We start from the raw sequence: 25,910 nt of genomic DNA, 5'->3' as shown, positions 1-25,910 counted from the left end.
GACACATGCCCATCAAAATTCCATCGGAACTGCCTGCTTTTGACGTCCTGACCAAAGAGGGCGTCATGGTCATGGACGAAGATCAGGCAATGCGTCAGGACATCCGCCCGCTGCGCATCGGATTGCTGAACCTGATGCCCAAGAAAATCCAGACCGAAAACCAGTTCGCGCGCCTGATCGGGGCAACCCCGTTGCAGATCGATCTGTCTTTGATCCGCATGACCGAACACCGGACCAAGAACACCGCCGCCGAGCATATGTCCGAATTCTATCGCCCGTTTCAGGAGATCAAGGATCAGAAATTCGACGGCCTGATCATCACTGGTGCCCCGATCGAACATCTGGAATTTCGGGATGTCACCTATTGGGACGAGATCAGCGAGATTTTCGACTGGACGCAAACCAACGTACATTCCACCTTTGGTGTGTGCTGGGGCGGGATGGCGATGATCAACCATTTTCACGCTGTCAAAAAGCACATGCTGGACGCAAAAGCCTTTGGGTGTTTCCGGCATCGCAACCTGGACCCGGCGTCTCCGTTTCTGCGCGGTTTCTCGGATGACTGCGTCGTTCCGGTCAGCCGATGGACGGAAATGAAACAGGATGAAATCGATCGCGCACCCGGGCTGAGGACCCTGTTGGGCAGCGACGATGTCGGCCCCTGTCTGGTCGAAGATCCCGGCCATCGTGCGCTGTATATCTTCAATCACTTCGAATACGACAGTGACACGCTGAAACAGGAATATGATCGGGACGTCAGCAACGGCACGCCTATCAACGTGCCGATAAACTACTACCCAGATGATGATCCAACCAAAACGCCGCAGAACCGGTGGCGCAGTCATGCACATCTGCTGTACGGTAACTGGATCAACGAAATCTATCAGACCACGCCTTTCGACATAACGAAAATTGGCCACTAAAGTCCTGATATCACTTGGCTTGGCCGTTCTGGGCCTTGTCATACTGACAACCTGGCGCAGCGCCCGGAACGAAGCGCTGGCCGAGGCGGCTTTCCCCCCCGAGGGTCGGATTCTGGATGTGGGCGGCATCGCCGTGCACGCCGTGGTCATGGGGGACGGCCCTGATGTCGTTCTGATCCACGGTTCCAGCGGGAACACGCGCGACATGACCTTTGCGCTGGCCCCCATTCTGGCCAAGTCATACCGCGTGATCGTTTTTGACCGACCGGGCCTGGGCTATTCCGAAAGCTTCAATCCGGATGGCGAAACCATCATTGAACAGGCGGATATCCTGCAACGGGCGGCGGCTCAGCTTGGTGCGGAAAAACCCATCGTGGCCGGGCAGAGCTATGGCGGATCGGTCTCGCTGGCCTGGGCCGTGACCCGACCCGAGAATATCTCGGCTCTGGTTCTGATCGCCCCGGCCGCCATCCCATGGGAAACGCCCTTGGATGGGTTCAACCGACTTGCGTCAACCACGGCGGGCAATGTGCTGGCCTTGCCCTTGATCAGCTCTTTCGTGCCCGAATGGTACGTCACACAGGCGTTGGACAAAGTTTTTGCACCGCAAACGGCGCCCGAAGGCTATGCGGAACATTTCGGGCCCGGGCTGACGATCCGGCGTGGCTCGATCCATGCAAACGCCAAGCAGCGCGCCAACCTGCTGGACGAAATTACCCGTCTGCAACCCAGATATGGCGAGATCTCCGTTCCGACGGAAATCATCCACGGAACGGCCGACGACACCGTTGGTCTTGAATGGCATTCTGAACGCCTGATCGAACAGATCCCCGGGGCCGAATTGATCGAGCTACCGGGTGTCGGTCACATGCCACAGGTGGTCGCGGCGCCCGAGGTTGCCGCCGCGATTGATCGCGCGGCGCAGCGCGCGGGTTTGCGTTAACCCACGCTCTAATCCATAGTCAGATATGGATTTTATCGCGAGGTGACATATGGCCCGGTCAGGAAAAGGCTCTATCGAGAAGTATTTTCAGAAAGACGCGCCCAAATCTGTACGGGAAGAGATTCAAAACGCGAAAAAGGGCGATATTCTGAACCCGACCTACCCGTATTCCGAAAAAATGAAGACCAAGGATTATGATGAGCAGATGGACCTGCTTCAGATTGAATTGGTCAAAATGCAATCCTGGGTCAAGGAAACCGACCAGCGGGTTGCCATCATTTTCGAAGGCCGCGATGCCGCCGGCAAAGGTGGCACCATCAAACGGTTTCGCGAAAACCTGAACCCGCGCGGCGCGCGCAACGTTGCGCTGGCCAAACCATCAGACGCCGAACGCAGCCAATGGTATTTTCAGCGCTACATCCCGCATCTGCCCGCCGCAGGAGAGATCGTGTTCTTTGATCGCAGCTGGTACAATCGAGGTGTCGTCGAGAACGTCTTTGGCTTCTGCACTCAGGAACAGCGTGAGAGGTTCTTCCGTCAGGTCCTGCCGCTTGAAACGGGCCTGGTGAATGACGGCATCCATTTGTTCAAGTTCTGGCTCAATGTCGGGCGCGCAGAACAACTGAACCGTTTTCTGGCGCGCGAAAACGACCCTTTGAAGCATTGGAAGCTCAGCGCGATCGACGTCGCAGGGCTGAACAAATGGGATGAATACACGCAGTCGATCTCGGAAACCCTGACCCGGTCGCATTCTGATGCCTGCCCGTGGACGATTGTGCGTTCTGACGACAAGAAACGCGCGCGGCTTGCGGCCATCCGAACGGTTCTGCATGCCTTGGACTATGATGAGAAGGACGAGAAGAGTATCGGCGAGATTGATGCCCGTATCTGCGGTGGCCCGGATATGTGGGAGGCGTAAATTGTCTCCCCGCCCTGCCCCGTCGATGCCTTCACGATCATGTATTGGACGACAAAGCGTCGGTGGTCTATGTCCTTGTCTTCCAACACGCAATCAATGCAACTGAGGCCGGGATGACGAAACGCGGTTATCACCACGGAAACCTGAAGCAAGCCCTGATCGAGGCTGCCTTGTCCCTGATCGAAGACAAGGGCCCGACCGGTTTCACGCTGTCCGAGGCGGCCAAAACGGCCGGTGTCACGCCTGCCGCCGTCTACCGTCATTTTCAAGGGCGCGAGGACCTGATTGCCGAAGCCGCACGGCAGGGGTTTGAGATGTTCGCAGACCTGATGCAATACGCCTATGACGAGGGACAGCCTTCAGCCCTTGCCGCTTTTGAAGCAACGGGGCGTGCGTATCTGGCTTTTGCGCGCAAAAATCCCGGGCATTACATCGCCATGTTCGAAAGCGGGATTTCCCTGAACCGGACACCCGAATTGTCCTTGGCCGCCAATCGGGCGAAGGCCGTTCTTGAAAAAGCGGCCGCGGACCTGTCCCAGCATATTCCGCCTGACAAGCGCCCGCCCGCATCGATGTTCAGCGCCCATATCTGGGCGATGAGCCACGGCGTCGTCGAGCTGTACGCCCGAAATACCGGCGCAACTTCGCCTTTTCCTCCCGAAGATTTACTGGAAAGCGGTATCGGCATCTACCTGCGCGGTCTGGGTCTGATCCCTCAGGACGAGTGACGCGGTCAGAACGAACGGCTGCCCTGAGGCATACTCAAGCCCGATGTCACGTTGATCAGATCCATCTCACCCATCCCCTTGATATCAACGCACCCCAGATCCGAGACCTGAAACTCGTCAATCAAGGCATATTTCATCTCTTCCGGGGCCACGATGTTCATGGGGTTGGCAAAGACCTGCAACCGGGACGCGATGTTTACGGCAGGGCCAAACACGTCATAGACATATTTCTGAATGCCCACGACCGATCCAACCGCCGCACCCATCCCCAATCCGATCCGGGCCTGCCACTTATGCGGATGGCTTTCGTTGCGGCGTTCGAGATAGCGCAGGAACCTTACCGCGCAATGCGCCACGGCGGTCGCATGATCCGGTGTTGGATCGGGCATGCCTGACACGGCCAGATAAGCATCACCGATCGTTTTGATCCGTTCACACCCGAATTGTTCCACGATCCGGTCGAAAGCCGTGAAGATGTCGTTCAGTTCACTCAAGGTGACCGTCGGGTCGGTCTTGGCCGCAAAATCCGTGAACCCGACAAAATCCAGCATCACCACCGAAACCTGCTGATACAGCTGCGGTGTGACAACGCCGAACGTCTTGAATTCTTCATACACGGCTCGGGGCATCAGGTTCAGCAACAGGCGTTCCACTCTTTCCTTTTCGCGCTCAAGCTCTCGGGTGTTGCGCTCGACCATGGTGGAATAGCTGTCGATCATGCTTTCCAATTCGCGAATGCGAGTGATGTTCTGACATTCCACAATCAGCACCTGCTCGGACAAGCCATTGGCCAGTGAGACAGCGACTGCAAAGATCAAGGTCCTGCGTTTCGGCTTTATCTGCAATTCGACCGAGTACCGAAGGCCGGACTGCTTTACATCCTCCAGTTCCTTGGGGTCGAGATCCGGCAGAACGTCGCTTAAGGTGCTGCCCTTTTCAGGAGTGCCGAACCATTCTGTGAAAGGCCCGTTGTGAAACACGAATTGCAGGTCGGATGCGCGCACCACGGCGACGCCGACTCCGATCGCGCGTAGCAATTGCTCGTTTATCGCCAGAATGCTCATGCCGCGTTCCGGGTGACTATGATCGAACGTTTGCCTTCGATTGCGGTCAGCGCAGTTTTGATGTCTCCGTCGGACATGCCATGCTGACTTAGCGCGTCGCCAAACAGCTCGGCCATGACGTCAAACTCATTGTGCGAAATGTTCAGATGCCGATGAACTGCTTCGATCCTGTCATCACTGAAAGATGCGGGCCCACCAATCAAGGACGAGACGAACTTGGTTTGATGGTCGATCAAGCGCGGCATATCAATGTCTTCGAAATGATGGCCGATCTCATCCGAATCCAGCGCCATTTCATAGAAGGTCATCACGACCCGGCTGATCGTTTTGAAACCGCCATATTTCTCATAAAGTGTCTGTGCCACACGAATACCCGCGCGTTACCAATCAATAACCCCACAACTTTATATCAAATCGATATTTTTGTTAACGCTTATGATTTTCTGGCCCAGACGGGTCAAAAAACCGTCTTGCTGAAAAGGAAAATCTGCCAGAGCACCGCTGAGGCCGAAGGGGATCTTTCATACGTTCTTTGGGTATGGGAAATGAAGGAAAGGCAACACCATCAGCGGGATTATCTTTTGACTGATCTTGAAGCACTCTGATGGGCTGGGCCGGATCAGCTTTGAACGCAAGCCAGCCCGCCCTTCTGGAAGAAAATTTCCTCTGGTCCCCCAAAATCCGCCGTTCAAAGAGAATTTGGTTTCAAAACAGCGTGTCCTCATGTTCACATGCAGGAAAACGGCACAACAATCGAAAGGACCCAAAGTGCAGGAACATGGATATGCGTCCGGGCGACTGAATCTTCCTTTTGTCGGAATATCGACCTTCGCAAAATCTCCATATGTCGAGAACTGGGACAGAATCGAGGCTGACGTTTGCGTGCTCGGCGCGCCGTTCGACTTTGGAACCCAATGGCGCCCCGGCGCGCGTTTTGGTCCTCGGGCCGTGCGAGAGGCATCGACCCTTTTCAGTTTTGGCCATGCCGGCGCCTATGATCATGAGGATGACGCGACCTATCTGGACAGTTCGGTTCGGATCGTCGACCTGGGCGATGCGGATATTGTCCACACCAAGACCGAGACGAGCCACAAGAACATAGCCTTTGGCGTGCAGAAAATTCTCGAGGCCGGGGCACTTCCGCTGGTGATTGGCGGTGATCACTCGGTCAACATCCCCTGCATTTCCGCATTTGAAAGCCACTGCGCTGAAAACGGCCCGATCCATGTTGTTCAAATCGATGCGCATTTGGACTTTGTGGATGAACGTCACGGCGTCACCAACGGGCACGGAAATCCCATGCGCCGCGCGATCGAGAAAGACTATGTTTCAGGGATGACCCAGCTGGGCATTCGAAACGTATCGTCCACCGCCAAGGAAGGGTATGACGACGCGCGTGCGCGCGGATCGGACATCCTGTCCGTGCGGCAGGTTCGCAGATTGGGAACAGAGGCTGTTCTTGACCGCATTCCCGAAGGCAAACGGTACTATGTAACGATCGATATCGATGCGTTCTGTCCCTCGATCGCGCCAGGAACCGGCACTCCGAGCCACGGAGGGTTCTTGTACTATGACGTTCTGGAAATCCTTCAGGGACTGGCGAAAAGGGGCGACGTGGTGGGCATCGATCTGGTCGAGGTGGCCCCCGCCTACGACCCCACTGAAAGCACTCAGATTCTGGCGGCACAGCTGCTGTTGAATTTTCTGGGTTTCATTTTTCACGAACGTGCCCGACGCGCGTAAAAGCGGGTGGAGCAGAAGCTCCACCCCAAACCTCAGGCGTCGATAATGTTGTGTCCCGGCCCGTAGGGGAAGCCTGTGATGTTTTCGGCTCCGTCTTCGCCCACAACCAGAATATCGTGTTCCCTGTAACCGCCTGCACCGGGCTGGCCTTCGGGGATCCACAGCATCGGCTCGATCGAGACCACCATGCCGGGTTCCAGCACTGTGTCGATGTCTTCACGGAGTTCCAAACCGGCTTCGCGACCATAGTAGTGGCTCAGAACACCAAACGAGTGCCCATAGCCGAAGGAACGATATTGAAGCAGGCCTTCGTCGGCAAAAAACCGGTTGATCTCGGCGGTGATACCGGAACAGGTGGCACCGGGTTTGATCAAGCTCAGGCCAAGTTCATGCGCGGCCACATTGGCCTGCCACAGGCGCAGACTGTCGGCATCCGGCTCGCCCAGGAACAGGGTCCGCTCCAAGGCGGTGTAATAGCCCGAGATCATCGGAAAGGTGTTCAGCGAAAGTATATCGCCTTTTTGCAACGCGCGTTTGGTGACCGGGTTATGCGCGCCGTCGGTGTTCAAACCCGATTGAAACCAAACCCATGTGTCACGGTATTCAGCATCCGGATAGGCTCGCGCGATTTCCACTTCCATCGCGTCTCGACCAGCCATCGCGATTTCGATTTCGGTTGCTCCTTCGCGGATTGCGGCATGGATCGCAGCACCACCCACATCAGCCGTGCGCGCTCCTCCCTTGATCAATTCGATTTCTTCAGCGGATTTGATCATCCGCGCGGCCATGGTGTCGGCCGCGATGTCAACCAATTCTGGCTCGCCCAGCATGTTCAGCGCCGTGTCCCGCGCTGCAAGCGTCATGTGGTCGCCTTCGATGCCGATCCGCTTTGCATTCCCGATCAGGCTCGCAACTGCCCGCCAGTAGTTGTCGCGTTTCCAGTCAGTATAAATCACGTTGTCTTCAACCGACCGGCGCCAGGGTTGCCCGGCATCAATATTGGCCGAAACGGTGGTGCAGTTGTCTTGGGTTACAACACAGCCATAAGGGCGCCCGAACGCACAGTATAGAAAGCCCGAATAATAGGCGATATTCTGCATCGATGTCAGCAGCACCACCGGGATATCCCGCTTGGCCATAATCGCGCGCAGCTTGCCAAGACGGCGGTCATACTCAGATTTGCTGAAAGGCAACGGGGCTTTGTCGCCATTGTGGCAGGTGAAGAACTGAGGGCGGTTAGAAATGTCAGTCATCCTTGGTCTCTCATCTATGCCGGGCGTGCATCTCCCGGCCACATGTCCCGGCGTTCAGGACAGGCGGTCTCGGGGTCCGAGAGCCGATCACCTCCGTAGTCGCCGCGACGCCATCGCGGCAGAGATGAACAGGTGAACCGTTAGATCAGACGGTTTGCTGCGTCAAGCGGGCGAAAGACCTCGCAGACGCTCCGACCGGCGTCGCAACAGTTCGACCGTCGTCAGCAGGGCAATGGACAGGACCACGAGGATTGTCGCAACCGCCAGAATGGTTGGACTGATCTGTTCCCGCAGGCCGGTGAACATCTGCCACGGCAACGTCTTTTGCGATGAGGATCCCACAAACAAGACCACGACCACTTCGTCGAACGATGTGATGAAGGCAAACAGGCCGCCCGAGATTACGCCCGGCAATATCAACGGCATCTGTATCTTGAAGAAGGTCCGCACCGGCCCTGCGCCCATATTGGCTGCCGCCCGCGTCAGAGATCGATCAAAGCCCACCAGTGTTGCCGTCACGGTAATGATCACAAAGGGAATACCCAGCACTGCGTGGGCCAGGATAACTTTCAGATAGCCTACGAAGTTCTTGTTCATGCCCAGTGTTCCTTCGAGGAAACGCCCGATATCACTGTAGAAAAAGAACATACCCGTCGCCGAGATGATCAGCGGAACAATCATCGGCGAAATCAGAATTCCCATGATCGCACGGCGTCCGGGAACGTGAGACTGGCTGAGCCCGATCGCGGCCAGCGTTCCCAACGTTACCGAGATAACCGTCGCAATCGGCGCGATGATCAGCGAGTTCTTGAAGCTGCGCTGCCATTCGTTGTTGGTGAAGAAATCTCGGTAATGCTTCAGCGAATAGCCTTCGGGATCAAGCCGCAGCATTTCGGGCGTGAAGGTAAAGAAATCCTGCGCGTTGAAAGACAACGGCAACACCACCAGAATCGGCGTGATCAGGAACACGAAGATCGCACCACAGATCACGCGAAACAGGTAGTGATAGAAAACCTGCTGTGCCGTGAGATACGGCAGCAGCTTGCGCCGATACCGCCCCTCGTACAACCAATAGATAAACCAGGCGAAAAACCAGCCGCCGAGCAGCCCCAATACACCGCCCATCAGACCGGCCATTATGAAACCTATGACGCCGAACCCGATGATATTGATCCAGCGTGCGAGGTTTTCGTTCTTCACGATATTTATGTAGACCCAGGCCAGCCCCGCGATCAGGACGGCCCCGCCCAGTATGCCCAGAAGGACCGAACCATTTCCGGCCCCGACGAAAATGCCGGCAAATGCCCCGGCAAGTGCGACACTGGGCAAAACCATGGACATGGGTTTGCGGGATATCGGTGTCAGTGCTGCCATCTTGATTATCCCAACTTCACGTTATCGATGCCCACGATCTTGTCGTAGACCCAGTAGAGCAACAGCACGACCGCCAGAAGGATCGTACCCAAGGCCGCGGCCAGCCCCCAGTTCAGTGAGGACGAGATGTGATAGGCAATCCGGTTCGAGATGAAGACACCCTTTGTGCCGCCCACGATCTCGGGCGTGATGTAGTATCCAATCGCCAGAATGAACACGAGGATCGAACCGGCACCGATTCCGGGCACGGATTGCGGGAAGTAGATGCGCCAGAACGTCGTCCAGTTCGTTGCACCCATGGATTTGGCCGCGCGTGTATAAGACGGCGGAATGGTCTGCATCACCGAATACATGGGCAGGATCATGAAGGGCAGCAGGATATGGGTCATCGCGACGATAGTGCCGATCTGGTTGTTGATTATGATAAGGCGAGCATCATCTGCGACCAGCCCCAGCCAAACGAGGGTATCGTTAATAACCCCCTGTTGCTGCAACATGACCTTCCAAGCGGAGGTTCGCACCAGAAGGGACGTCCAGAAGGGCAAAAGGACCAGTATCATCAACAGGTTAGATACCCGCATAGGCAGCGTCGCCAACAGATAACTGACAGGGTAAGCAAGCAGGATACAAGCACCCGTAATCACGAGCGACATGAACAGAGTACGTCCAAAAAGCTTTATCAGGATTTGCTTGTCTTCGGGTTGAGCCTGCGCGCCTTCCGGGGTTCTGCGCATGTCGACGGCATTCAGGAAGTAACCATTAGTAATCACAGGTGAGTGGGTCTTGATCACCCGCCAGGTTTGCGGATCTCCCCATCCGTCATGAATCTCGATCAATGCTTCCTTGAACGGCCCATCCGTTTCAGGATCCAGTTTTTTGATCTGGCGCCCAGACCTGCGGAACATCGAAGACATGCCAGTCTCTTCGTAGTTCAAACGCGAACCGAGCCTTGTGTGTTCTTTGTTGTCAATCGCGACGATCATGTCGCGGACAAAGGCCTCGTAAACATCCTCGCCCGGCAACTCACCCGACTGTTCGTCCCAGTTGTTCAGGGCTTCGACGGTCAAGGGAAGTGTGTCGGACACGATGCTGTTTTCAACGGACCGAAACAACATCGATGCAATGGGAACGATGAATGAAAACAGGACAAAAAGAAGAAGCGGCGCAATCAACATCAACGCCCGGAGCTTCTGCCTGCGTAGAGAGCGCGCCAGCGACTGCTTGAGCGGTGTTCCATCAGCGGCCAGCATGGGGCCCGCGTTTTGGGTGGCGTCAGTCATTGTTGTCCCTTGGCTTTTCCTGGGTCAGGGGCAGTTTCCCGCCCCTGACAGTGTCACCAATTCAAAACCGGCTTATTGCGCCAGCCACGCCTGGAATTTGGCGTCGATGTCGTCACGGTAATCCGCCCAGAACTCGTAATTGTACAGGAACGTGTTCTTGGCGTTTTCCGGATCGGTTGGCATATGGGGCGCCATATCGATACCCAGTTCGGCATGCTCACCCACCAGCGGAGCCGACGATGCACGGGCCGGGCCGTACGAGATGTACTTGGCCTGATCCGCCAGACGCTGGGTGTCGGTCGCAAAGCGGAGGTAATCCAGCGCGCGTTGCTTACGCTCTTCGCTCAGACCGGCGGGAATGATCCAGCCGTCAATATCGAACACCTGCGCATCCCACAGCATGGCGACGGGCTGGTTCTGCTCCTCGATCACGCTGAACAGACGACCGTTATAGGTCGAGCCCATGATGACCTCGCCGTCGGCCAGCAGCTGGGGTGTGTCCGCACCGGCGGACCACCAAACAACACTGTCTTTGATGGTGTCCAACTTGGCCAGAGCCTGATCCTGACCTTCCGGAGTGGCCAGAACGTCATAAACTTCGTCCTTGGGAACGCCGTCGCAGATCAGTGCCCATTCCATGTTGTTGATGGGGCGTTTCTCCAGCGAACGTTTGCCCGGATAGGTTTCCAGATCGAAGACGGCGCAGACGTCCGTCGGCGGCGTGTCACCAACCAAATCGGTGCGGTATCCGAACGTGGTCGAATACACGATGCTCGGGATGTAGCAATCGCTGACGATCAGATCACCGAAGTCTTCAGATGCCGGCGTGCCATCGGGCGCCGGGGCCAGCATCGCGTCATGGTCGATTTCCATCGCCAGACCTTCGTCGCACAAGCGGATCGCGTCAGACGCCACGACATCGACCACATCCCAGGTGATGTTCCCCGCTTCGTTCATCGCGCGCAGCTTGGCCACCGCCTCGTTCGAGCTGTCATCGTTTAGAATGGTGACGCCGGTCTTTTCCGAATAGGGCTCGTGATACGCCTTCAACTGCGATTTGGAATAGGCCCCGCCCCAGGAAACGATGGTCATTTCCTCGGCCGAAACACCACCCGCCGCAATGGCGACGGCGGCCGTTGTCAGAAGGGTTTTGGTTGCTTTCATGTGTAAATAACTCCCAGTTAGTCCCGTTTATATGTGTGGTCAGCTGATGCACGGGCCTTCATCAGCCGGTCCCTCTGATAGAGCTGTGCTTGTTTCGCGCAGCTTGGTCTATGCGTCGAGCGCACGACAATCCTGGGCCAGCCAGCCGATCTCGATCTCCTGACCGGGGGTCAGGCGGACGGCATCTGGCGCGTTCCGGGTCTTGACGATGAACTCATCATTTCCTGCAACGGACATGCGGAAACGGAATACGTCACCCATGTAGATGAATTCTTTGACAGTCGCTTTCAGCGTATGAGCATCGGCGTGCAAGCGATCCTTGTTGAATTCCACCCGCTCAGGCCGGATTGACACCTTTGTCCTTTCGCCCGGATTGTGAACGTTGATCGGAACCGCGTCGATCTCAGACCCATCGTCCAGCTGGACAAGGCACGTGTCGCCATCAATCGATTTAACGACACCTTCCAAAGTGTTGTTTTCCCCGATGAATTGGGCAACAAAGCTGTTTTCGGGTTCTTCATAAAGCTGATCAGGCGGTGCAAGCTGCTGAATGCGGCCGTCGTCGAACACGGCCACACGATCCGACATCGTCAATGCTTCGGTCTGGTCGTGGGTCACATAAACCGTGGTGATTCCCAATTCGTGCGCAAGACGTGTGATTTCGAACTGCATATGCTCGCGCAGCTGCTTGTCCAGTGCGCCCAGTGGTTCATCCATCAACACCAGTTCGGGTTCGAAAACCAAGGCGCGCGCCAAGGCTATTCGTTGTTGCTGACCGCCAGACAACTGAGCCGGGCGCCGGCCTCCAAACGCCCCCATCTGAACCATGTCCAGGGCACGTTGTACCTTTTCATCCCGTTCAGACTTGCCCAACTTGCGGACTTCCAAAGGGAACGAGAGGTTTTCGGCCACTGTCATGTGGGGAAACAGGGCATAGTTCTGGAAGACCATGCCAATCCCACGCTTGTGTGGAGGGATATTGTTGATGGGCTTCCCATCAAGAAGGATTTCGCCATGAGTGGCGGTTTCGAATCCGGCAAGCATCATCAGGCAGGTTGTCTTTCCAGACCCGGACGGCCCGAGCATGGTTAGGAATTCGCCTTTTGGCATTGCAAGGTTGAGATCTTTGACGACGAGATTCTCGCCATCATAAGATTTTTGTACGCGTTGAAATTCAACAAACGCGGCATCGGTATTTGTGTCGGTCACAAGACCCCCTGTTGCGTCAAATGATTATCCGAGTGTTGCGGATTTCATTGATCTGTAGTCAGCAGTTAAGACCATGCAGTGGGCACTTGGCAACAATAGATGACGCTTTTGCGAATTTTCATGTCATTTCTGCTGTTTCAATCAGCAAGATTGAGGCGGCACATATGCCATGCAAGGCTTTGATTACTTGAAAGAACTGGCTTACCGATCCGCTTGCGAATCTCAGGAATCGCTTCAATCGTGCGCAGGTTGGTACAGCTGAGGAAAACGGCCTCGACCGATGGATCAGATCCCAGTTTCGTCGCGGCCTCGATCACCGACTGCACAGAAATCCGAGCAACCTTTGCCTCTTCGGCCTGCCCGAATGTCCCGAAAACATCCATGGTTATCCCGTTTTCCGAAAACGCGGCACGCAGCGGTACGTTGACCTCTTCGATGTAAGGCGACAGCAACGCAAACCTAGACACCCCAAGATCCGCGGCGCAGGCCGTGGCCGCGCGCAAAGGGTTCGTAACCTCTTTTGTATTGCACGACTGTTTGACAAGTTCCTCCACACGTTTTGAACCAATGACGGAACTTGCGGACGTGCAGCCATAACCCACCACCTCGAAAGGACGCGCGCTGGGCAGCAACCCTGCCGCCGCCGGCAGGGCCTCTTCCATCTCGGCCAGACTTTCTGGTGTCACTTCAATGCCGCTGGGTATCCGTGTTACATACAACGGGTTTTTCCGGTCCGAGAAAATCTTGCCGAACTCCGGCTCAATCGTCTCGTCGACCTGAAGAACAATCAATCCAAGCGGCGGGGCTTGCGGGTCGTCCTCGTCAAGCGTGTATGGCACGTAGGTCATAGCTGGATCATCTCCGGCCCGATACGCGGGCTGATAAAGCGCGGAACATCGTCTGTTACGACGATGTTTTCTTCGTGAACCAAGATCTTGCCACCAACGGCAATGCCCGGCTCCAAGGTCAGCACCATGCCCGGCTCAAGAACGGTCTGGTCCGTCGGGATGAGCGACGGCCATTCGGTCAGCGACATTCCCAACCCATGCCCCAACCGACCGGCATCTGTGCCTTCGGACGCCTTGGTCAGCACCGTGTTCATGGCATGAAACAACTCTGCTGCGGTGGCGCCGTGGCGCGCGATTTCGAATGCAGCATCCGACGCCTCAATCAGCCTGGCGTAAGCAGATTTCACGTCCGGACTTGCCGGGCCGACAGACCAATTGCGGTCAAAGTCACTGAAATAGCCATCCCAGACCAAGCCGGTGTCAAGCATCAGTACATCGCCAGCCTTCAAGGGGGACGACGACGCCGGAGAAATCACGTCAGAGTAACCGCCCTGCTCTGCCCCACCTGCGAGATACGGCACCCAGTCCGCGCCCTCTTCCAGACAGAGTATCTGGAAACCGCGAAATACTTCATCCAAAGGCGCGCCGACCCGAGCAACCTCGGGAACCCGTGCGAAGGCCCGACCGGCTATGGCGCATGCGGTTTCGATTTTAGCTATTTCCGCCTCGGATTTGACCATGCGAAGTTGGCGCAAAATACCGTGATCTCCGGTGATGTGGCGCGAACCGAGCCTGTTTCGCAGGCGTTCAATATCCGACATGGGCATACGCGCGTGCGTCTCGTGACCATCGGGCATTCCGATACGGCCTTTGGGGGGTGTCAATTCCGTCAGGGTGTCCGTCAAAAGCGAGACGCCGTCATCCTGAAGATCGGGTGAGCTCCACGTTCGAATGTCATCGATCCAGGTTTGCCCCATCAACGAGGCGCCGATCGAGGGGATGACTGCAACCGGTTTACCAACCGCAGGCAGGATCAGGAACCAAGGACGGGTCGGGCTTTCCCAGAATCTGGTCAGGTATCCGGTAAAGTAACGCACGTCGGTTTCCGTGGTCAGCAGCAGCGCCGACAGGCCAGCGGCATTCATCATCACCTGTGCGCGTTCGGTGCGCGCTGAGAATTCTGCTGGCTCGAACCCTCTCATCCGGCGACCTCAGAAATGGGGCGCCGCATGCAGCCTGAAACGTGGAAATGACACCGCTTGAATGGCCCGATGCTTCGGCCCGTTCGGTGCGGATTGATATCGGTTTTCATGCAGCCCCCCTGAATTTTCGTTCGTTGACGTGAGCGGATCGGTAGGGTTCTGTCAACCAAAGTCTTTTGTTGACCGGAGGCGCCAATGACCCACTCTGATCCAGCCTTCAGCCGGGCGGAATATGATCGCCGTCTTGCCAAGACCCGAAAGGCGATGGCGGCAAAGGGAATTGACTGCCTTTTTGTCGAAGACCCTTCGAACATTGGATGGCTCACCGGGTATGAGGGCTGGTCTTTTTACGTTCACCAAGGTGCCTTGATCTTTCTTGACGCGGACCCGATCTGGTGGGGGCGCCGGCAGGATGCAAACGGTGCGCTGCGCACGGTGTGGATGGGGGACGATCGGGTTTTTGGATACGCGGATCACTTCGTGCAGTCGACCACACGACATCCAATGCAGGATCTGGCCAAACTTATTGCGGACTGCGGACACAGCCAAAGCCGCATTGGGGTGGAACTTGACAATTATTACTATTCGGCCAAAGCCCATATTACTCTGACGACGGAACTGCCCGGGGCAACCCTGATCGATGCAACGGCCTTGGTCAACTGGCAACGGGTCGTGAAATCTGACGAAGAAATCGCCCTGATGCGCAAGGCGGCCCGGATTTCAGAGTTTGTGACTGACGGCGTGCTTGAGCGCGTTGAACCCGGCCTGCGCAAGAACGAGCTGGTCGCACAGATTTACCATGACGCGATAACGGGCGTCGGTGATGACTGGGGGGATTACGCAGCCATCGTCCCACTTTTACCGTCAGGGTCAGACGCCGCCGCGCCGCATCTGACATGGAATGGAGATGTGTTCAAATCGGGCGAATGCACCTTCTTCGAGCTCTCCGGCTGCTACCGCCGATATCATGCTCCGTTCTGCCGGTCGGTATTTCTGGGTCAACCGCCTGATTATCTCAAAAGGGCTGAGGCGGCCTTGGTTGAAGGGTTGGAAGCGGGTCTGGAGGCTGCGCGCCCCGGCAATCGCGCAAAAGATATTGCCAAAGCGCTGGCGGCGCCTCTCGAACGTGCGGGGATCGAACGCGGCGCCCGCTGTGGTTATCCTGTCGGCCTCAGCTATCCTCCGGACTGGGGCGAACGCACGATCTCGCTGCGGGAAGAAGACAATACGATCCTCGAATCTGGCATGACATTTCACTTCATGCCCGGGCTCTGGATGGATGATTGGGGGCTTGCGATCACCGAATCCATCCTGATCACTGAAAACGGCCCCGCAGAGTGTCTGTGCAAACGACCACGCAAAGTATGCGTCAAGCCCTGAGTGGTGCACGAACGATCCTAGGCCCGCGCCTGATCAAACACGTATCTGTTCAAGCAACCAGTCACGAAACAATGCGGCCGCCGGATTGCTGGCGTCAGCTGAAAGATAATACCCTTCGTTGCAGTCGACAGTGCTGTCATGTGCGCTTTCGACAAGACCGGTTATCATCGCATGTTTCGCCAGGAACTCGCTGATCAGGGCCACCCCGCTGCCATGAACCGCCAATTGAAGCGCCATGCCGAAGGTATCGACGAAAACGGCAGGCTGCCGCTGCACGCCCTGCTTGTCGAACCACGTCTTCCATCCGCTTGACGTGCCGACTGCCTCTATCAGGGGAAGGTCAAACGGATCCCCTGCAAGCGTCGGCGCCTTGAGAGCGACAAGCCTGTCAGGCCGCAAACGTTCGCCCCCCCTGCCCACTTGTTTTTCCGATCCGAACCTGACCTGAACGTCAGCTTGCGACGCGTTAAAATCGTCAGGCCAGATTGCGCTGAGCAGCCGCACGCTGATCTCTGGATTGCGGGTGGTGAAGTCCGCGAGGTTTGGGGCGATGACCCATTGCGCGACGCTGACAGATGTGGCCACTGTCAGGACATCTCCTGGTGCGCTAGCGTCGGCCCTTCCGGCGGCGGCGGCAAGCGCCTCAAGCGCACTGCCGACTTCGGGCAGCAGTTTCCGCCCTGCATCCGTCAGGGCCAGACTGCGCGGATGCCTTATGAAAAGCGCTGTCCCCAGACGCATCTCAAGGGATTTCACCTGCTGACTGACTGCCGATTGGGTCAGGCCGATTTCCTCGGCCGCTGCGGTAAAACTCAGGGTCCGGGCCGCCGCCTCGAAGGATCGGAACCAGGTCAGGGGGGGAAGTGATTTTGCCATTGATCAAGTTAGCCATTAATCTTTTTAATGCGAAAGCACATAATTCAATCATTTGTCAAAACCCATACCCGTTTCTACCTTCTCCCAGCGCGACAGGAGAGGTGTGATGAAGCCGGAAATACGCAAGATTGTTACCTACGACGAGGAAGTTCTTGTCGAGGGATTTCGCCCTGCGGAAATCCCATGGCGCATGTTCGCCGTGGCCGCAGTGATTACCAATCCCTGGGCGGGTCGATATGTCGAAGACCTTAAACCGGAAATCCACGCATATGGCCCCATACTGGGAAAGATGATGACGGACCGCATGATCGCGTTGGCCGGCAGTGGCGACGCAATCGAAGCCTATGGAAAGGCAGCCGTCGTCGGATTGAATGGCGAGGTCGAGCACGCCTCGGGCATTATTCATACCCTTCGGTTCGGCAATCACTACCGGCAGGCGGTCAGCGCGAAATCCTATCTGGCTTTCACAAACACGCGCGGCCCCGCAAATGCGCCGATCATGGTGCCATTGATGGACAAAAACGATGCCGGGCGGCGGTCTCACTACTTGACCGTTCAATTCTCGATCCCGGACGCACCGCGCGACGACGAAATTGTGGTGGTACTGGGGGCGGCAACATCGGGCAGACCACATCACCGTATCGGCGACCGGTATCAGGATCTCAAGGATTTGGGTCATGACGTGGACAACCCGGCCGCGGTCTGAAATCGGCGGGCTGGCCGCCATCCAGGCAGGCAAAGGTCCGGACATCCTGTTGCTGCACGGGGTTGGCCTGCGGGCCGAAGCCTGGGGTGCGCAGTTGGACGGTTTGGCGTCTGTAGCTCGACTGACAGCGCCGGACATGCCCGGTCACGGAGAAAGCCCACTGAGTTTTTTCGGCACGGAACTGTCGGAATACAGTGATGCTGCACACAACGTGCTTCGCGATCTGAACGGGCCCGTCCTTGTTGTTGGCCACTCGATGGGCGCAATGATCGCATTAGACCTTGCCACCAAGGCGCCCGACCGGATTTGCGGCGTCGTGGCAATGAATACCGTTTTTGAACGCGGCGCAAAGGCCGCGCTGGCGGTTCAGGAACGAGCGGCGGGGCTGGATGGGGAAACACCGGTTGATCCAACCAGCACGCTGCGCCGGTGGTTTGGTGACATCGGTTCGCCTGAACGTGATGCCTGCCGCGAATGGCTGACGGCAATGGATCCGGCTGCTTACAAGCTGGCCTATTCGGTTTTTGCCCAAAGCCGAACTCCGCGGCGCGACGCGCTGGAGAAACTCGCCTGCCCCGCGCTGTTCATAACCGGCAGTCAGGAGCCGAACTCCACCCCAGACATGTCGCATAAAATGGCCGAAGTCACCCCGAACGGCCGCGCGCTGATCATCGATGGGGCGGCCCATATGATGCCGATGACCCATGCAAATCAGGTCAACGCCGCCATTTCCAGCTTTCAAAGCGAGGTGCAATCATGACCGAACTTGATCCCCGCGACCTTCGGCGGGCATTCGGCAAATTCATGACCGGCGTGACCGTCGTTACCACGCGCAGCGCCTCTGGCATGGCCCTGGGCTTCACGGCAAACTCCTTCACTTCGGTTTCGCTCGACCCGCCGCTGTTGATCGTCTGCCCCGGCAAGAACTTGTCTTCATACGGCGAATTCTCGACCTGCACCCATTTCACGGTGAGTGTTCTGGCCGAGGGGCAAGAGGATGTATCCAATATCTTCGCCGGCTTCAAAGGTGACCGGTTCGCCAAAACCGACCATGATCTCGACGCGCAAGAGATCCCTTTGATCAACGGCGCGGTCGCAACATTTTCCTGCCGGACCCACCAAGTGATCGAGGCAGGAGACCATTGCGTTCTGATCGGACAAGTCGAAGCCTATTCCCACAACGACCACCCGGCGCTGGGCTACGCGAACGGGCAGTACTTCAGCCTTGGCCTGGAACGCGGCGCACTTGAACCGACGGGGCGCAGGATCGTCTGTGGCGCAATCATCGAACACGTAGGCCGCGTGCTGCTTGAGAAAACGGATGCCGGTTTCAGGCCGCCGCAGGTCACATTGTCCGACCGGCGACAGTTGCGCGACAGCCTGTGGCAGGATCTGCATGATCGTGGCATCGACGCACGTCTTGGCGTCGTCTACTCGGTCTATGACGATGCCACAGCGCATCATGTCTACATATTGGGCAATGCGCCGGAACTTCCCAAACACGGCAAGCTTGAGGCCGTCGCGATTGAAGACCTGGCAACCCTTTCCTACACCACGACGCCAATCACCACCATGATTTCCCGTTTCGCGCTGGAAAGCCGGACCCGCGACTTCTCACTGTATCTGGGCAGTGCGCAGCTAGGCGACGTGCACAGCTTTTCTGAAAGGACCTGATGGATGGAGTTTTCCCTTTTTGCACACATGGAACGGCTGAGCCCCGATCAACCCCATGAGAAGCTGTATGAAGAGTTCATCGCGCTGTGTAAAATGGCCGATGAGGCGGGAATGCGTGCCGTCTGGACCGGCGAGCACCACGGGATGGACTTTACGATCGCGCCCAACCCTTTGATGTCTTTGGTGGATATCGCACATCACACCAAGAACGTACGGCTTGGCACGGGTACAGTTGTTGCACCGTTCTGGCATCCGATCAAACTGGCGGGCGAAACGGCTGCGGCAGACCTGATGACAGGCGGCCGTATCGAGCTGGGCATCGCCCGCGGCGCCTATTCGTATGAATATGAACGGATGATGCCGGGAATGGATGCATGGGATGCTGGCCAGCGCATGCGAGAAATCGCGCCACTTTTGCCCCGGCTGTGGGAGGGTGACTGTGCCCATGATGGAGAATATTTCAAATTCCCTGCCACCACCTCGGCCCCCAAACCCGTGCAACCCGGCGGGCCGCCCATCTGGATCGCGGCGCGGGATCCGAACAGTCATGAATTCGGTGTGCAGAACGGCTTTAACATTCAGGTCACACCGCTCTGGCAGGGCATGCATGAGATTGAAACGCTGATGGGCCGCTTTGAAGATGCATGCGCAAACCATGAGGGGCCGCGCCCCAAGATCATGCTGCTGCATCACACTTACGTTGGCAGCGACGATGATGATCTGGGTCAGGCCGCTCGGGAATTGTCGCGCTTCTACAACTACTTCGGGGCCTGGTTTCAAAACAAGCGGCCGGTCCGGCAGGGCTTGATCCAGACGTTGACGGACAAAGAGATGGCGGCCAACACGATGATGGCACCGGAAAACCTGGCGCGCGATCTGACTGTCGGAACCCCGGATGGGGTCACGGAACGTCTGAAACGTTATGAAGATCTGGGCTATGATGAGTATTCGTTCTGGATAGACAGCGGTATGAGTTTCGAACGCAAACGCGCATCGCTGGCCCGTTTCATCGACGACGTCATGCCAAAGTTTCAGTGAGGATCGATGATGCATCAGAAACCACATTTCCAGCTTTACATCGACGGCGCGTGGACCGAAGGGGCGCGCGGGCAAGTGATGCATTCGCAAAACCCGGCGACGGGCCAAGACTGGTCCAGTTTCGCCTGTGCCGCATCCGAAGACGTTGACCGCGCCGTGTCCGCCGCGCGACGGTCACTTGATGATCCCGCGTGGCGCGACATGACGCAAACCGCACGCGGTAAACTGTTGTTCAAACTTGCCCAGCTGATCGAGGAAAACGCCGGACACCTGGGCCAGCTTGAGACCACAGACAGCGGCAAACTGCTTGCCGAAACCGCAAGCCAAACAGCCTATGTCGGTGACTATTATCGATATTATGCGGGGCTTGCGGACAAGATCGAAGGGGCGGTACTTCCGATCGACAAACCGGACATGCACGTCTTTACCAAACGCGAACCGATTGGCGTGGTGGTCGCAATCGTCCCCTGGAACGCTCAGATGTTCCTGACCGCGACCAAGCTTGGCCCCGCGATAGCGGCAGGCTGTTCGGTCGTGCTGAAGGCCTCTGAAATTGCACCCGCTCCGATGCTGGAGTTCGCACGGCTGATCGATGAAGCCGGCTTTCCGCCCGGTGTCGTCTCTGTCATCACGGGGGATGCCGAAAACTGCGCCATCCCGCTTACGCGTCACCCGGACGTGGACCGGATCGCATTCACCGGCGGCCCGGAAACAGCGCGCCATGTCGTGCGCAATTCGGCTGAGAACTTTGCGGTGACTACTTTGGAACTGGGCGGGAAATCCCCGATCATCGTTTTTGATGATGCCAATCTGGATGGCGCGGCCAATGGTTTGATTGCGGGAAACTTCGGCGCCTCGGGTCAAAGCTGCGTGGCCGGCTCGCGCGGGTTGATACATCGCCCGATACTGGATGCGCTTGTTGACAAGATCGAACAGAAGATGAAGGGCGTCGCAATCGGCGACCCATTGGAAGCGGCCACCCATATTGGCCCGCTTTGCACCACAGCTCAGGTGGACAGAATTCAGGCGACTTTGGCGAAAGCCACAGAACAAGGCGCACGCATCCGCTTCGGGGGAAACCCTCTGGACCGGCCGGGCAACTTCATGGCCCCTACGCTGGTGGAATGTTCGAGTCCAGAGACCGAGACGCTGAAGGTCGAAATGTTCGGCCCCGTGATGTCTCTGCTGCCATTCGATACGGAAGAAGAAGCGATCGCATTGGCCAACGACTCGCAGTTCGGGCTTGGATCCGGCGTTTTCACTGAAAATGTCGCCCGCGCCCATCGGGTTTCATCCCGCCTGAAATCGGGAATTTGTTGGATCAACACGTATCGCGCAGTGTCCCCGATCGCTCCGTTTGGAGGCTACAATCAATCCGGCTATGGCAGAGAAGCCGGGATCGAGGCCATTCACGATTACACAAGGACCAAAACCGTCTGGCTGAATACGTCGGAACAGCCAATGTCGAACCCGTTCGTCATGCGGTAGCCAGCACGGGGCGCTTTCGACACCCGAGGAACTGCCGGAGCATCGTTTCATCGCATCGCTGGCGCGGGCCCTGGCATCATCCCCAGTGCGCCAGATATATCGCTCGACGCCGAGGTCTTGCTGTCTGATCAGGCACTCTTCCGTGCTGGTCGGTATCCGGAGCAGGCGCTGCGGATAGGTGTGATACTGAGCGCAAACGGCAGCCAGACGCTCATCCCATTGGAGCAGCACTTCTTCCTTCGCGTCGGAAACATAGCGCAGGACCGTTTCCGCCATCCTCGTCGCGGCGTGCGCCTGTAGGCCCGAGGGCCATTCTCTGAAAGTCGAGTGCCATCGTTAAACCCTTTTGAGACAGAAAGAAAAAGGCCCCGCTAGGGACCTGATATCGGGTTCGCGATTGGTAAGTGGCGGAGAGACAGGGATTCGAACCCTGGAGACGGTTTCCCGCCTACACACTTTCCAGGCGTGCGCCTTCGACCACTCGGCCACCTCTCCGTGCCGGCGATATTTGGACGAATGCTGTCGGATTTGCAAGGCCTCAATTCGACGAATTCAGGGGAATAGCGCAATTTAATCAATGCGCCCACCGAGGGGTGATCAACGGTCAACACGTGCCGCGTTTGGGCCACTCATGTCTCATCACTGGCATCCAGGTCCATATCCGCCTCGGTCAAATCCGCCGGAGCCTCTGCGACTTTGCGTGGCTCATCCTGCACAGAAACAGAAGGCTCCTGCTTGCTCGGGTTAGATGCCCGCAGGGTTTCGGGATTTCGCAACCAGACATCACGTTGTGCGAACGGGATCTCGATCCCTGCTTCCGAGAATCTGCGGTTGATTTCATGGTTCATGTCAGATTTTACCGACAGAGCCCAATTCACATCCCGCAGGATCGCCCGTATTTCGAAGTCCAAGGAATCTGCGCCGAACCCCTGGAACACAACGCTTGGCGCCGGGTTGGCCAAAACCATCGGATGGTTGTTGGCGATTTCGCCCAGAATGGTTTCGACCTGGCGCGTGTCAGTTCCGTATGCAACACCCACCGGAACGATCACCCGCCCGATCGTGTTGCCGCGGGTATAGTTTGTTACAACACCGCTGATCAGGTCAGAGTTCGGAACGATAACATCCGTCCTGTCGAACGTCTCGACCCGGGTCGAACGAACGGAAATGTCCTTAACATATCCCATCATGCCATTCACATCGATCCAATCCCCCTTGGAAATCGGACGCTCGACCAAAAGGATGATGCCAGAAACGAAGTTCGACACGATTGTCTGCAAACCAAAGCCGATGCCAACAGACAGCGCGCCAGCGACGATCGCCAGCGATGACAGATCAAATCCGGCCACCATGATTGCGACCAACGCGGCAAGGAATATGCCAACGTATCCCGAACCCGCGACAATCGCGTTTTGGCCACCCGGATCGATGTTGGTTTTCGGCAGAAGCGAATTGCGCAGCCCGCTTTGCAACAGACGCGTCAGCGTATAACCGATTGCAAACACGGCAACAAAGGTCAGAAAGTTGCTGGGCGAAATTGTGACGCCACCGATATCAAAACCAAGCAGCAGGCGCGACCATGCTTCCAGCAGATCGGTTTCCCGCGCACCCCAATAGATCGCCAGAATGGGAAGCGCCAAGATGGCCAATGCAAACCCGACCAGTACGGAAAAAAGCGAATCCCCCGCGGCTTCGCCCTGCCCGGTGACCCAGCCGTAAATCTGACTGATGAACCGTTGCAGGATGACCAAGGCCCCGATCAGTACCAATGTCTTGACGGCAGGAAACACGATGGCTTCGGCCGCATTGGTGTATCCGAAAATCGCCAGCAAGGGAGACACGATGCCCAAAAGGAACAAAGCCCGGCGCAGGAATTCGACCAATTGGCTGAACCCCGCGGAACGGGTCGAGGCAACCTGATCCGGTGGCCCGTCCGTTGTTCGAATCTGGCGTATCCGCAACAACAACAAAGCCGTTGCGACAATGACCGGGAAACTGACCACGGCGCGAGTCGCGTCGGAGATGTTTTCGATCCGTTCGAACAGCAACGCCAATTCGTGCAGAACCAGCATCAGGGCGAGCAGATCGATATACACGCGCAGTTCGGTGATGCGCGCAGCGGACAGACGTTTGAACCCTTGCGACGCGCCGATCACGTATACCTGGCGACCAATCCAGTCATAGAAAAATACGATCGCTGCCCAATACGGAATATTCTGAAGCAAAAGGCTGCCCCGCAGACCCGGAACCCCGGTGAGACTGATCGCCGTAACCACGGCCACCACACCGATCCATGGCAACAGAATTCGCAGCAGTGAGATTACGAACGACCAGACTCCCGTCCCGGCCCCGCCGAGCAACCTCAGGTAGTCGCCTCCAAGTTCGGACCACCGTTTTCCAAAGATCAGCAGCACGGCTGAAATGATCAGAAGTATGAAGATTGCGAGACCACGAGCGCGAATTTGCTCGCGCACGACATCTGAACGCAAGTTCGTGATCGTTTCATTTGCCAGGCTTTGAACGGCCTCTTTGACATCCACCCATGCCGGTCCCCAATGCGCCGGGTTGATCGGTGACGGGCCCTGTTCGAAGAACTCTTTTTTCTGCCGCGCGCGAATGATCCGATCAATTTCGCTGATCAGCCCGTTCGCACGGCTATACGCCTCTTCGGATATGATGCGCGGCACACGCAGACTGTTGAGCTGATCCTCAAGATGCGTGCGAAGCTTGGCTATGTCTTCAGGCTCGGTCGTGTCCCCTTCGGGTTTGGGGCCCAACGCTTTTAACTGGCTTTCCAGCGTCGTTATGCGGTCGGTATTTGCCCCACGAGCCCGATTGAAGTCTTCCCTGTAACCACTTATTTCCGAGCGCAAATTCTCTAGCGCGGCGTCAGAGGCGCGGTTCGCCTCGATAACGGCTTCGGCGCGGTTCGCGGTTTTCACCCAACCTTGGTAATATTCACTTTGCCGATCCGTCAGCTGCGCGACAGCGCTATTCGAAAAGCCGACTAAGCACAGGAATAGCAGGGTCAGAAACAGGCGGACCCGTCCAAGCATCACACGTCCTCGAAAACGCCGGGAATGCTACGCGGTGCCTCAGTCATCCAATCCGGAACCGGAAGCTCTTTTTCACGCAGGAACTCGGGGTTGAACAGCTTGGATTGATACCTTGTGCCATAATCGCACAGGATAGTCACAATGGTATGACCCGGTCCCATTTCCTTGGCCAGGCGCACCGCCCCTGCCATGTTGATTGCGGTCGACCCGCCCATGACCAGGCCTTCTTCGCGCAGAAGATCAAAGATGTAGGGCAGCGCTTCGTTATCGGTGATCTGATAAGAAAAATCCGGCGTGAACCCTTCCAGGTTTTTGGTGATACGCACCTGCCCGATACCTTCGGCGATCGACCCACCTTCCATCGCGATATCGCCTGTCGTGTAATACGAATACAGGCCAGCCCCCATGGGATCGGCAAGACCGATCTTGACGCCCTTGGGTTGCAAAACCTGGGCAACGCCTGCCAATGTCCCACCCGAACCGACTGCGCTGACGAACCCGTCAACCTTGCCGTCTGTCTGCTCCCAGATCTCGGGCCCCGTGGTTTCCACATGTGCCTGGCGATTCGCCACATTGTCGAACTGGTTGGCCCAGATTGCGCCATTGGGTTCTGTCTGCGCCAGTTCCTCGGCCAGACGGCGGGAATAGTGCACGAAATTGTTGGGGTTGCGATACGGGGCCGCGGGTACCTGAACCAACTGTGCGCCCGCCAGACGCAGCATATCCTTCTTCTCTTCCGATTGGGTCTCGGGGATAACGATAACCGTTTTGAACCCCATCGACGCACCGACCAGGGCCAGGCCAATACCGGTGTTGCCAGCGGTGCCTTCCACGATGGTGCCGCCCGGTTTCAGATCCCCACGCGCGATGGCATCTTTGATGATAAAAAGAGCTGCACGATCCTTTACCGACTGCCCAGGGTTCATGAACTCGGCTTTGCCAAGAATCTCGCATCCAGTTTCTTCGCTGATGCGGCGCAGCCGGATCAACGGTGTTTTTCCTACTGCGTCAGCAAGATCTCGTGCAATGCGCATGGTCGCCTCTTGTCATTTGGTATCTTCGAAGATTTACAGGCGCACTGCCGGGACCACAAGCGCGATAG

At 56.9% G+C, this 25,910-nt stretch carries 23 protein-coding genes and 1 tRNA gene; 11 read left to right on the top strand and 13 right to left on the bottom strand.

Translation table 11 applies throughout. The features are described 5' to 3' along the window. Positions 1-5 precede the first annotated feature (5 nt). The 4 genes from metA (at position 6) to I9185_RS02475 (ending at position 3,513) form a co-directional block, all read left to right on the top strand. Positions 6-923: a homoserine O-succinyltransferase gene (metA, locus tag I9185_RS02490; protein WP_171231736.1), complete on the top strand. Its 918-nt coding sequence runs from the start codon at positions 6-8 to the stop codon at positions 921-923. Then, a complete protein-coding gene (locus tag I9185_RS02485) occupies positions 913-1,866 on the top strand; it encodes an alpha/beta hydrolase (protein WP_210092276.1) in 954 nt (317 codons plus the stop codon). Before metA ends, I9185_RS02485 begins: the two co-directional genes overlap by 11 nt. Positions 1,867-1,915: 49 nt before the next feature. Continuing rightward, positions 1,916-2,785, top strand: coding sequence for a polyphosphate kinase 2 (gene ppk2, locus I9185_RS02480; RefSeq protein ID WP_210092275.1), 870 nt, complete (start codon positions 1,916-1,918; stop codon positions 2,783-2,785). Positions 2,786-2,898: 113 nt separating this feature from the next. Continuing rightward, complete coding sequence (locus I9185_RS02475) at positions 2,899-3,513, top strand: TetR/AcrR family transcriptional regulator (RefSeq protein ID WP_152457804.1); 615 nt, start codon at positions 2,899-2,901, stop codon at positions 3,511-3,513. A gap of 5 nt (positions 3,514-3,518) precedes the next feature. Here I9185_RS02475 and I9185_RS02470 read toward each other — a convergent pair whose 3' ends face one another. Both I9185_RS02470 and I9185_RS02465 read right to left on the bottom strand, forming a co-directional pair. Then, a complete protein-coding gene (locus tag I9185_RS02470; RefSeq protein WP_171632863.1) occupies positions 3,519-4,577 on the bottom strand; it encodes an adenylate/guanylate cyclase domain-containing protein in 1,059 nt (352 codons plus the stop codon). After that, the gene (locus I9185_RS02465) at positions 4,574-4,942 is read right to left on the bottom strand and encodes a group 1 truncated hemoglobin (RefSeq protein ID WP_152457802.1); all 369 of its coding nucleotides are present in this window, start codon (positions 4,940-4,942) and stop codon (positions 4,574-4,576) included. Before I9185_RS02465 ends, I9185_RS02470 begins: the two co-directional genes overlap by 4 nt. 403 nt (positions 4,943-5,345) lie before the next feature. Here I9185_RS02465 and speB point away from each other — a divergent pair, with 403 nt between their 5' ends. Beyond that, entirely contained in the window at positions 5,346-6,320 is a 975-nt protein-coding gene (gene speB, locus I9185_RS02460) for an agmatinase (protein WP_210092274.1), read from the top strand. A 32-nt stretch (positions 6,321-6,352) separates the two neighbouring features. On the opposite strand, the gene I9185_RS02455 is transcribed toward speB, so the two are convergent. From I9185_RS02455 to I9185_RS02425, 7 genes are all read right to left on the bottom strand, one after another. Next, positions 6,353-7,573, bottom strand: coding sequence for an aminopeptidase P family protein (locus tag I9185_RS02455; protein ID WP_210092273.1), 1,221 nt, complete (start codon positions 7,571-7,573; stop codon positions 6,353-6,355). Positions 7,574-7,735: 162 nt separating this feature from the next. Next, positions 7,736-8,947, bottom strand: a complete 1,212-nt coding sequence (locus I9185_RS02450) for an ABC transporter permease (RefSeq protein WP_171723384.1) — start codon at positions 8,945-8,947, stop codon at positions 7,736-7,738. Positions 8,948-8,952: 5 nt separating this feature from the next. Next, on the bottom strand, positions 8,953-10,227 hold the full coding sequence (locus tag I9185_RS02445) for an ABC transporter permease (protein ID WP_210092272.1): 1,275 nt from the start codon (positions 10,225-10,227) through the stop codon (positions 8,953-8,955). Between the two features lie 72 nt (positions 10,228-10,299). Beyond that, the gene (locus I9185_RS02440; protein WP_171632876.1) at positions 10,300-11,391 is read right to left on the bottom strand and encodes an extracellular solute-binding protein; all 1,092 of its coding nucleotides are present in this window, start codon (positions 11,389-11,391) and stop codon (positions 10,300-10,302) included. A gap of 108 nt (positions 11,392-11,499) precedes the next feature. Further along, positions 11,500-12,600: an ABC transporter ATP-binding protein gene (locus I9185_RS02435; RefSeq protein WP_171632879.1), complete on the bottom strand. Its 1,101-nt coding sequence runs from the start codon at positions 12,598-12,600 to the stop codon at positions 11,500-11,502. Between the two features lie 137 nt (positions 12,601-12,737). Further along, positions 12,738-13,448 carry an aspartate/glutamate racemase family protein gene (locus I9185_RS02430; RefSeq protein ID WP_210092271.1) on the bottom strand — a complete coding sequence of 237 codons (711 nt, stop codon included), beginning with the start codon at positions 13,446-13,448 and terminating at the stop codon, positions 12,738-12,740. After that, positions 13,445-14,590 (bottom strand): Xaa-Pro peptidase family protein, encoded by a 1,146-nt coding sequence (locus I9185_RS02425; RefSeq protein WP_210092270.1) that lies wholly within the window; start codon positions 14,588-14,590, stop codon positions 13,445-13,447. Before I9185_RS02425 ends, I9185_RS02430 begins: the two co-directional genes overlap by 4 nt. Before the next feature lie 195 nt (positions 14,591-14,785). On the opposite strand from I9185_RS02425, the gene I9185_RS02420 reads away from it, so the two are divergent. Beyond that, complete coding sequence (locus tag I9185_RS02420) at positions 14,786-15,970, top strand: M24 family metallopeptidase (RefSeq protein ID WP_210092269.1); 1,185 nt, start codon at positions 14,786-14,788, stop codon at positions 15,968-15,970. A 33-nt stretch (positions 15,971-16,003) separates the two neighbouring features. Here I9185_RS02420 and I9185_RS02415 read toward each other — a convergent pair whose 3' ends face one another. Next, positions 16,004-16,846 (bottom strand): LysR family transcriptional regulator, encoded by an 843-nt coding sequence (locus I9185_RS02415; protein WP_171723389.1) that lies wholly within the window; start codon positions 16,844-16,846, stop codon positions 16,004-16,006. A 106-nt stretch (positions 16,847-16,952) separates the two neighbouring features. On the opposite strand from I9185_RS02415, the gene I9185_RS02410 reads away from it, so the two are divergent. The 5 genes from I9185_RS02410 to I9185_RS02390 are packed head-to-tail and all read left to right on the top strand — an operon-like array spanning position 16,953 to position 21,752. Beyond that, positions 16,953-17,552, top strand: coding sequence for an amino acid synthesis family protein (locus I9185_RS02410; protein ID WP_171723390.1), 600 nt, complete (start codon positions 16,953-16,955; stop codon positions 17,550-17,552). Next, positions 17,524-18,312: an alpha/beta hydrolase gene (locus tag I9185_RS02405; protein ID WP_171723391.1), complete on the top strand. Its 789-nt coding sequence runs from the start codon at positions 17,524-17,526 to the stop codon at positions 18,310-18,312. The genes I9185_RS02410 and I9185_RS02405 overlap by 29 nt, the downstream gene beginning before the upstream one ends. Further along, positions 18,309-19,226, top strand: coding sequence for a flavin reductase family protein (locus tag I9185_RS02400; protein WP_210092268.1), 918 nt, complete (start codon positions 18,309-18,311; stop codon positions 19,224-19,226). Before I9185_RS02405 ends, I9185_RS02400 begins: the two co-directional genes overlap by 4 nt. Positions 19,227-19,229: 3 nt before the next feature. Continuing rightward, positions 19,230-20,264 (top strand): LLM class flavin-dependent oxidoreductase, encoded by a 1,035-nt coding sequence (locus I9185_RS02395; protein ID WP_209833292.1) that lies wholly within the window; start codon positions 19,230-19,232, stop codon positions 20,262-20,264. A gap of 9 nt (positions 20,265-20,273) precedes the next feature. Further along, positions 20,274-21,752 (top strand): aldehyde dehydrogenase, encoded by a 1,479-nt coding sequence (locus tag I9185_RS02390; RefSeq protein ID WP_209833722.1) that lies wholly within the window; start codon positions 20,274-20,276, stop codon positions 21,750-21,752. Positions 21,753-22,157: 405 nt separating this feature from the next. On the opposite strand, the gene I9185_RS02385 is transcribed toward I9185_RS02390, so the two are convergent. From I9185_RS02385 to I9185_RS02375, 3 genes are all read right to left on the bottom strand, one after another. Continuing rightward, positions 22,158-22,247, bottom strand: a tRNA-Ser gene (locus tag I9185_RS02385). A 134-nt stretch (positions 22,248-22,381) separates the two neighbouring features. Further along, entirely contained in the window at positions 22,382-24,808 is a 2,427-nt protein-coding gene (locus tag I9185_RS02380) for a DUF3772 domain-containing protein (protein WP_210092267.1), read from the bottom strand. Beyond that, the gene (locus tag I9185_RS02375; RefSeq protein ID WP_210092266.1) at positions 24,808-25,842 is read right to left on the bottom strand and encodes a cysteine synthase A; all 1,035 of its coding nucleotides are present in this window, start codon (positions 25,840-25,842) and stop codon (positions 24,808-24,810) included. Before I9185_RS02375 ends, I9185_RS02380 begins: the two co-directional genes overlap by 1 nt. Positions 25,843-25,910: the final 68 nt, after the last annotated feature.

The organism is Ruegeria sp. HKCCSP346, assembly GCF_017872595.1.
GTDB lineage: Bacteria > Pseudomonadota > Alphaproteobacteria > Rhodobacterales > Rhodobacteraceae > Ruegeria.
The sequence above is the reverse complement of the archived record's forward strand: the minus strand, read 5'-3'. Positions and strand labels throughout refer to the sequence as shown.

What these genes read in the sequence shown, in the direction of transcription:
- metA (WP_171231736.1), top strand. Translation starts at nt 6, where the DNA reads ATGCCCATCAAAATTCCATCGGAACTGCCTGCTTTTGACGTCCTGACC.
- ppk2 (WP_210092275.1), top strand. Translation starts at nt 1,916, where the DNA reads ATGGCCCGGTCAGGAAAAGGCTCTATCGAGAAGTATTTTCAGAAAGAC.
- I9185_RS02475 (WP_152457804.1), top strand. Translation starts at nt 2,899, where the DNA reads ATGACGAAACGCGGTTATCACCACGGAAACCTGAAGCAAGCCCTGATC.
- I9185_RS02470 (WP_171632863.1), bottom strand. Translation starts at nt 4,577, where the DNA reads ATGAGCATTCTGGCGATAAACGAGCAATTGCTACGCGCGATCGGAGTC.
- I9185_RS02455 (WP_210092273.1), bottom strand. Translation starts at nt 7,573, where the DNA reads ATGACTGACATTTCTAACCGCCCTCAGTTCTTCACCTGCCACAATGGC.
- I9185_RS02450 (WP_171723384.1), bottom strand. Translation starts at nt 8,947, where the DNA reads ATGGCAGCACTGACACCGATATCCCGCAAACCCATGTCCATGGTTTTG.
- I9185_RS02445 (WP_210092272.1), bottom strand. Translation starts at nt 10,227, where the DNA reads ATGACTGACGCCACCCAAAACGCGGGCCCCATGCTGGCCGCTGATGGA.
- I9185_RS02440 (WP_171632876.1), bottom strand. Translation starts at nt 11,391, where the DNA reads ATGAAAGCAACCAAAACCCTTCTGACAACGGCCGCCGTCGCCATTGCG.
- I9185_RS02430 (WP_210092271.1), bottom strand. Translation starts at nt 13,448, where the DNA reads ATGACCTACGTGCCATACACGCTTGACGAGGACGACCCGCAAGCCCCG.
- I9185_RS02425 (WP_210092270.1), bottom strand. Translation starts at nt 14,590, where the DNA reads ATGAGAGGGTTCGAGCCAGCAGAATTCTCAGCGCGCACCGAACGCGCA.
- I9185_RS02420 (WP_210092269.1), top strand. Translation starts at nt 14,786, where the DNA reads ATGACCCACTCTGATCCAGCCTTCAGCCGGGCGGAATATGATCGCCGT.
- I9185_RS02415 (WP_171723389.1), bottom strand. Translation starts at nt 16,846, where the DNA reads ATGGCAAAATCACTTCCCCCCCTGACCTGGTTCCGATCCTTCGAGGCG.
- I9185_RS02410 (WP_171723390.1), top strand. Translation starts at nt 16,953, where the DNA reads ATGAAGCCGGAAATACGCAAGATTGTTACCTACGACGAGGAAGTTCTT.
- I9185_RS02405 (WP_171723391.1), top strand. Translation starts at nt 17,524, where the DNA reads ATGACGTGGACAACCCGGCCGCGGTCTGAAATCGGCGGGCTGGCCGCC.
- I9185_RS02400 (WP_210092268.1), top strand. Translation starts at nt 18,309, where the DNA reads ATGACCGAACTTGATCCCCGCGACCTTCGGCGGGCATTCGGCAAATTC.
- I9185_RS02395 (WP_209833292.1), top strand. Translation starts at nt 19,230, where the DNA reads ATGGAGTTTTCCCTTTTTGCACACATGGAACGGCTGAGCCCCGATCAA.
- I9185_RS02390 (WP_209833722.1), top strand. Translation starts at nt 20,274, where the DNA reads ATGCATCAGAAACCACATTTCCAGCTTTACATCGACGGCGCGTGGACC.
- I9185_RS02380 (WP_210092267.1), bottom strand. Translation starts at nt 24,808, where the DNA reads ATGCTTGGACGGGTCCGCCTGTTTCTGACCCTGCTATTCCTGTGCTTA.
- I9185_RS02375 (WP_210092266.1), bottom strand. Translation starts at nt 25,842, where the DNA reads ATGCGCATTGCACGAGATCTTGCTGACGCAGTAGGAAAAACACCGTTG.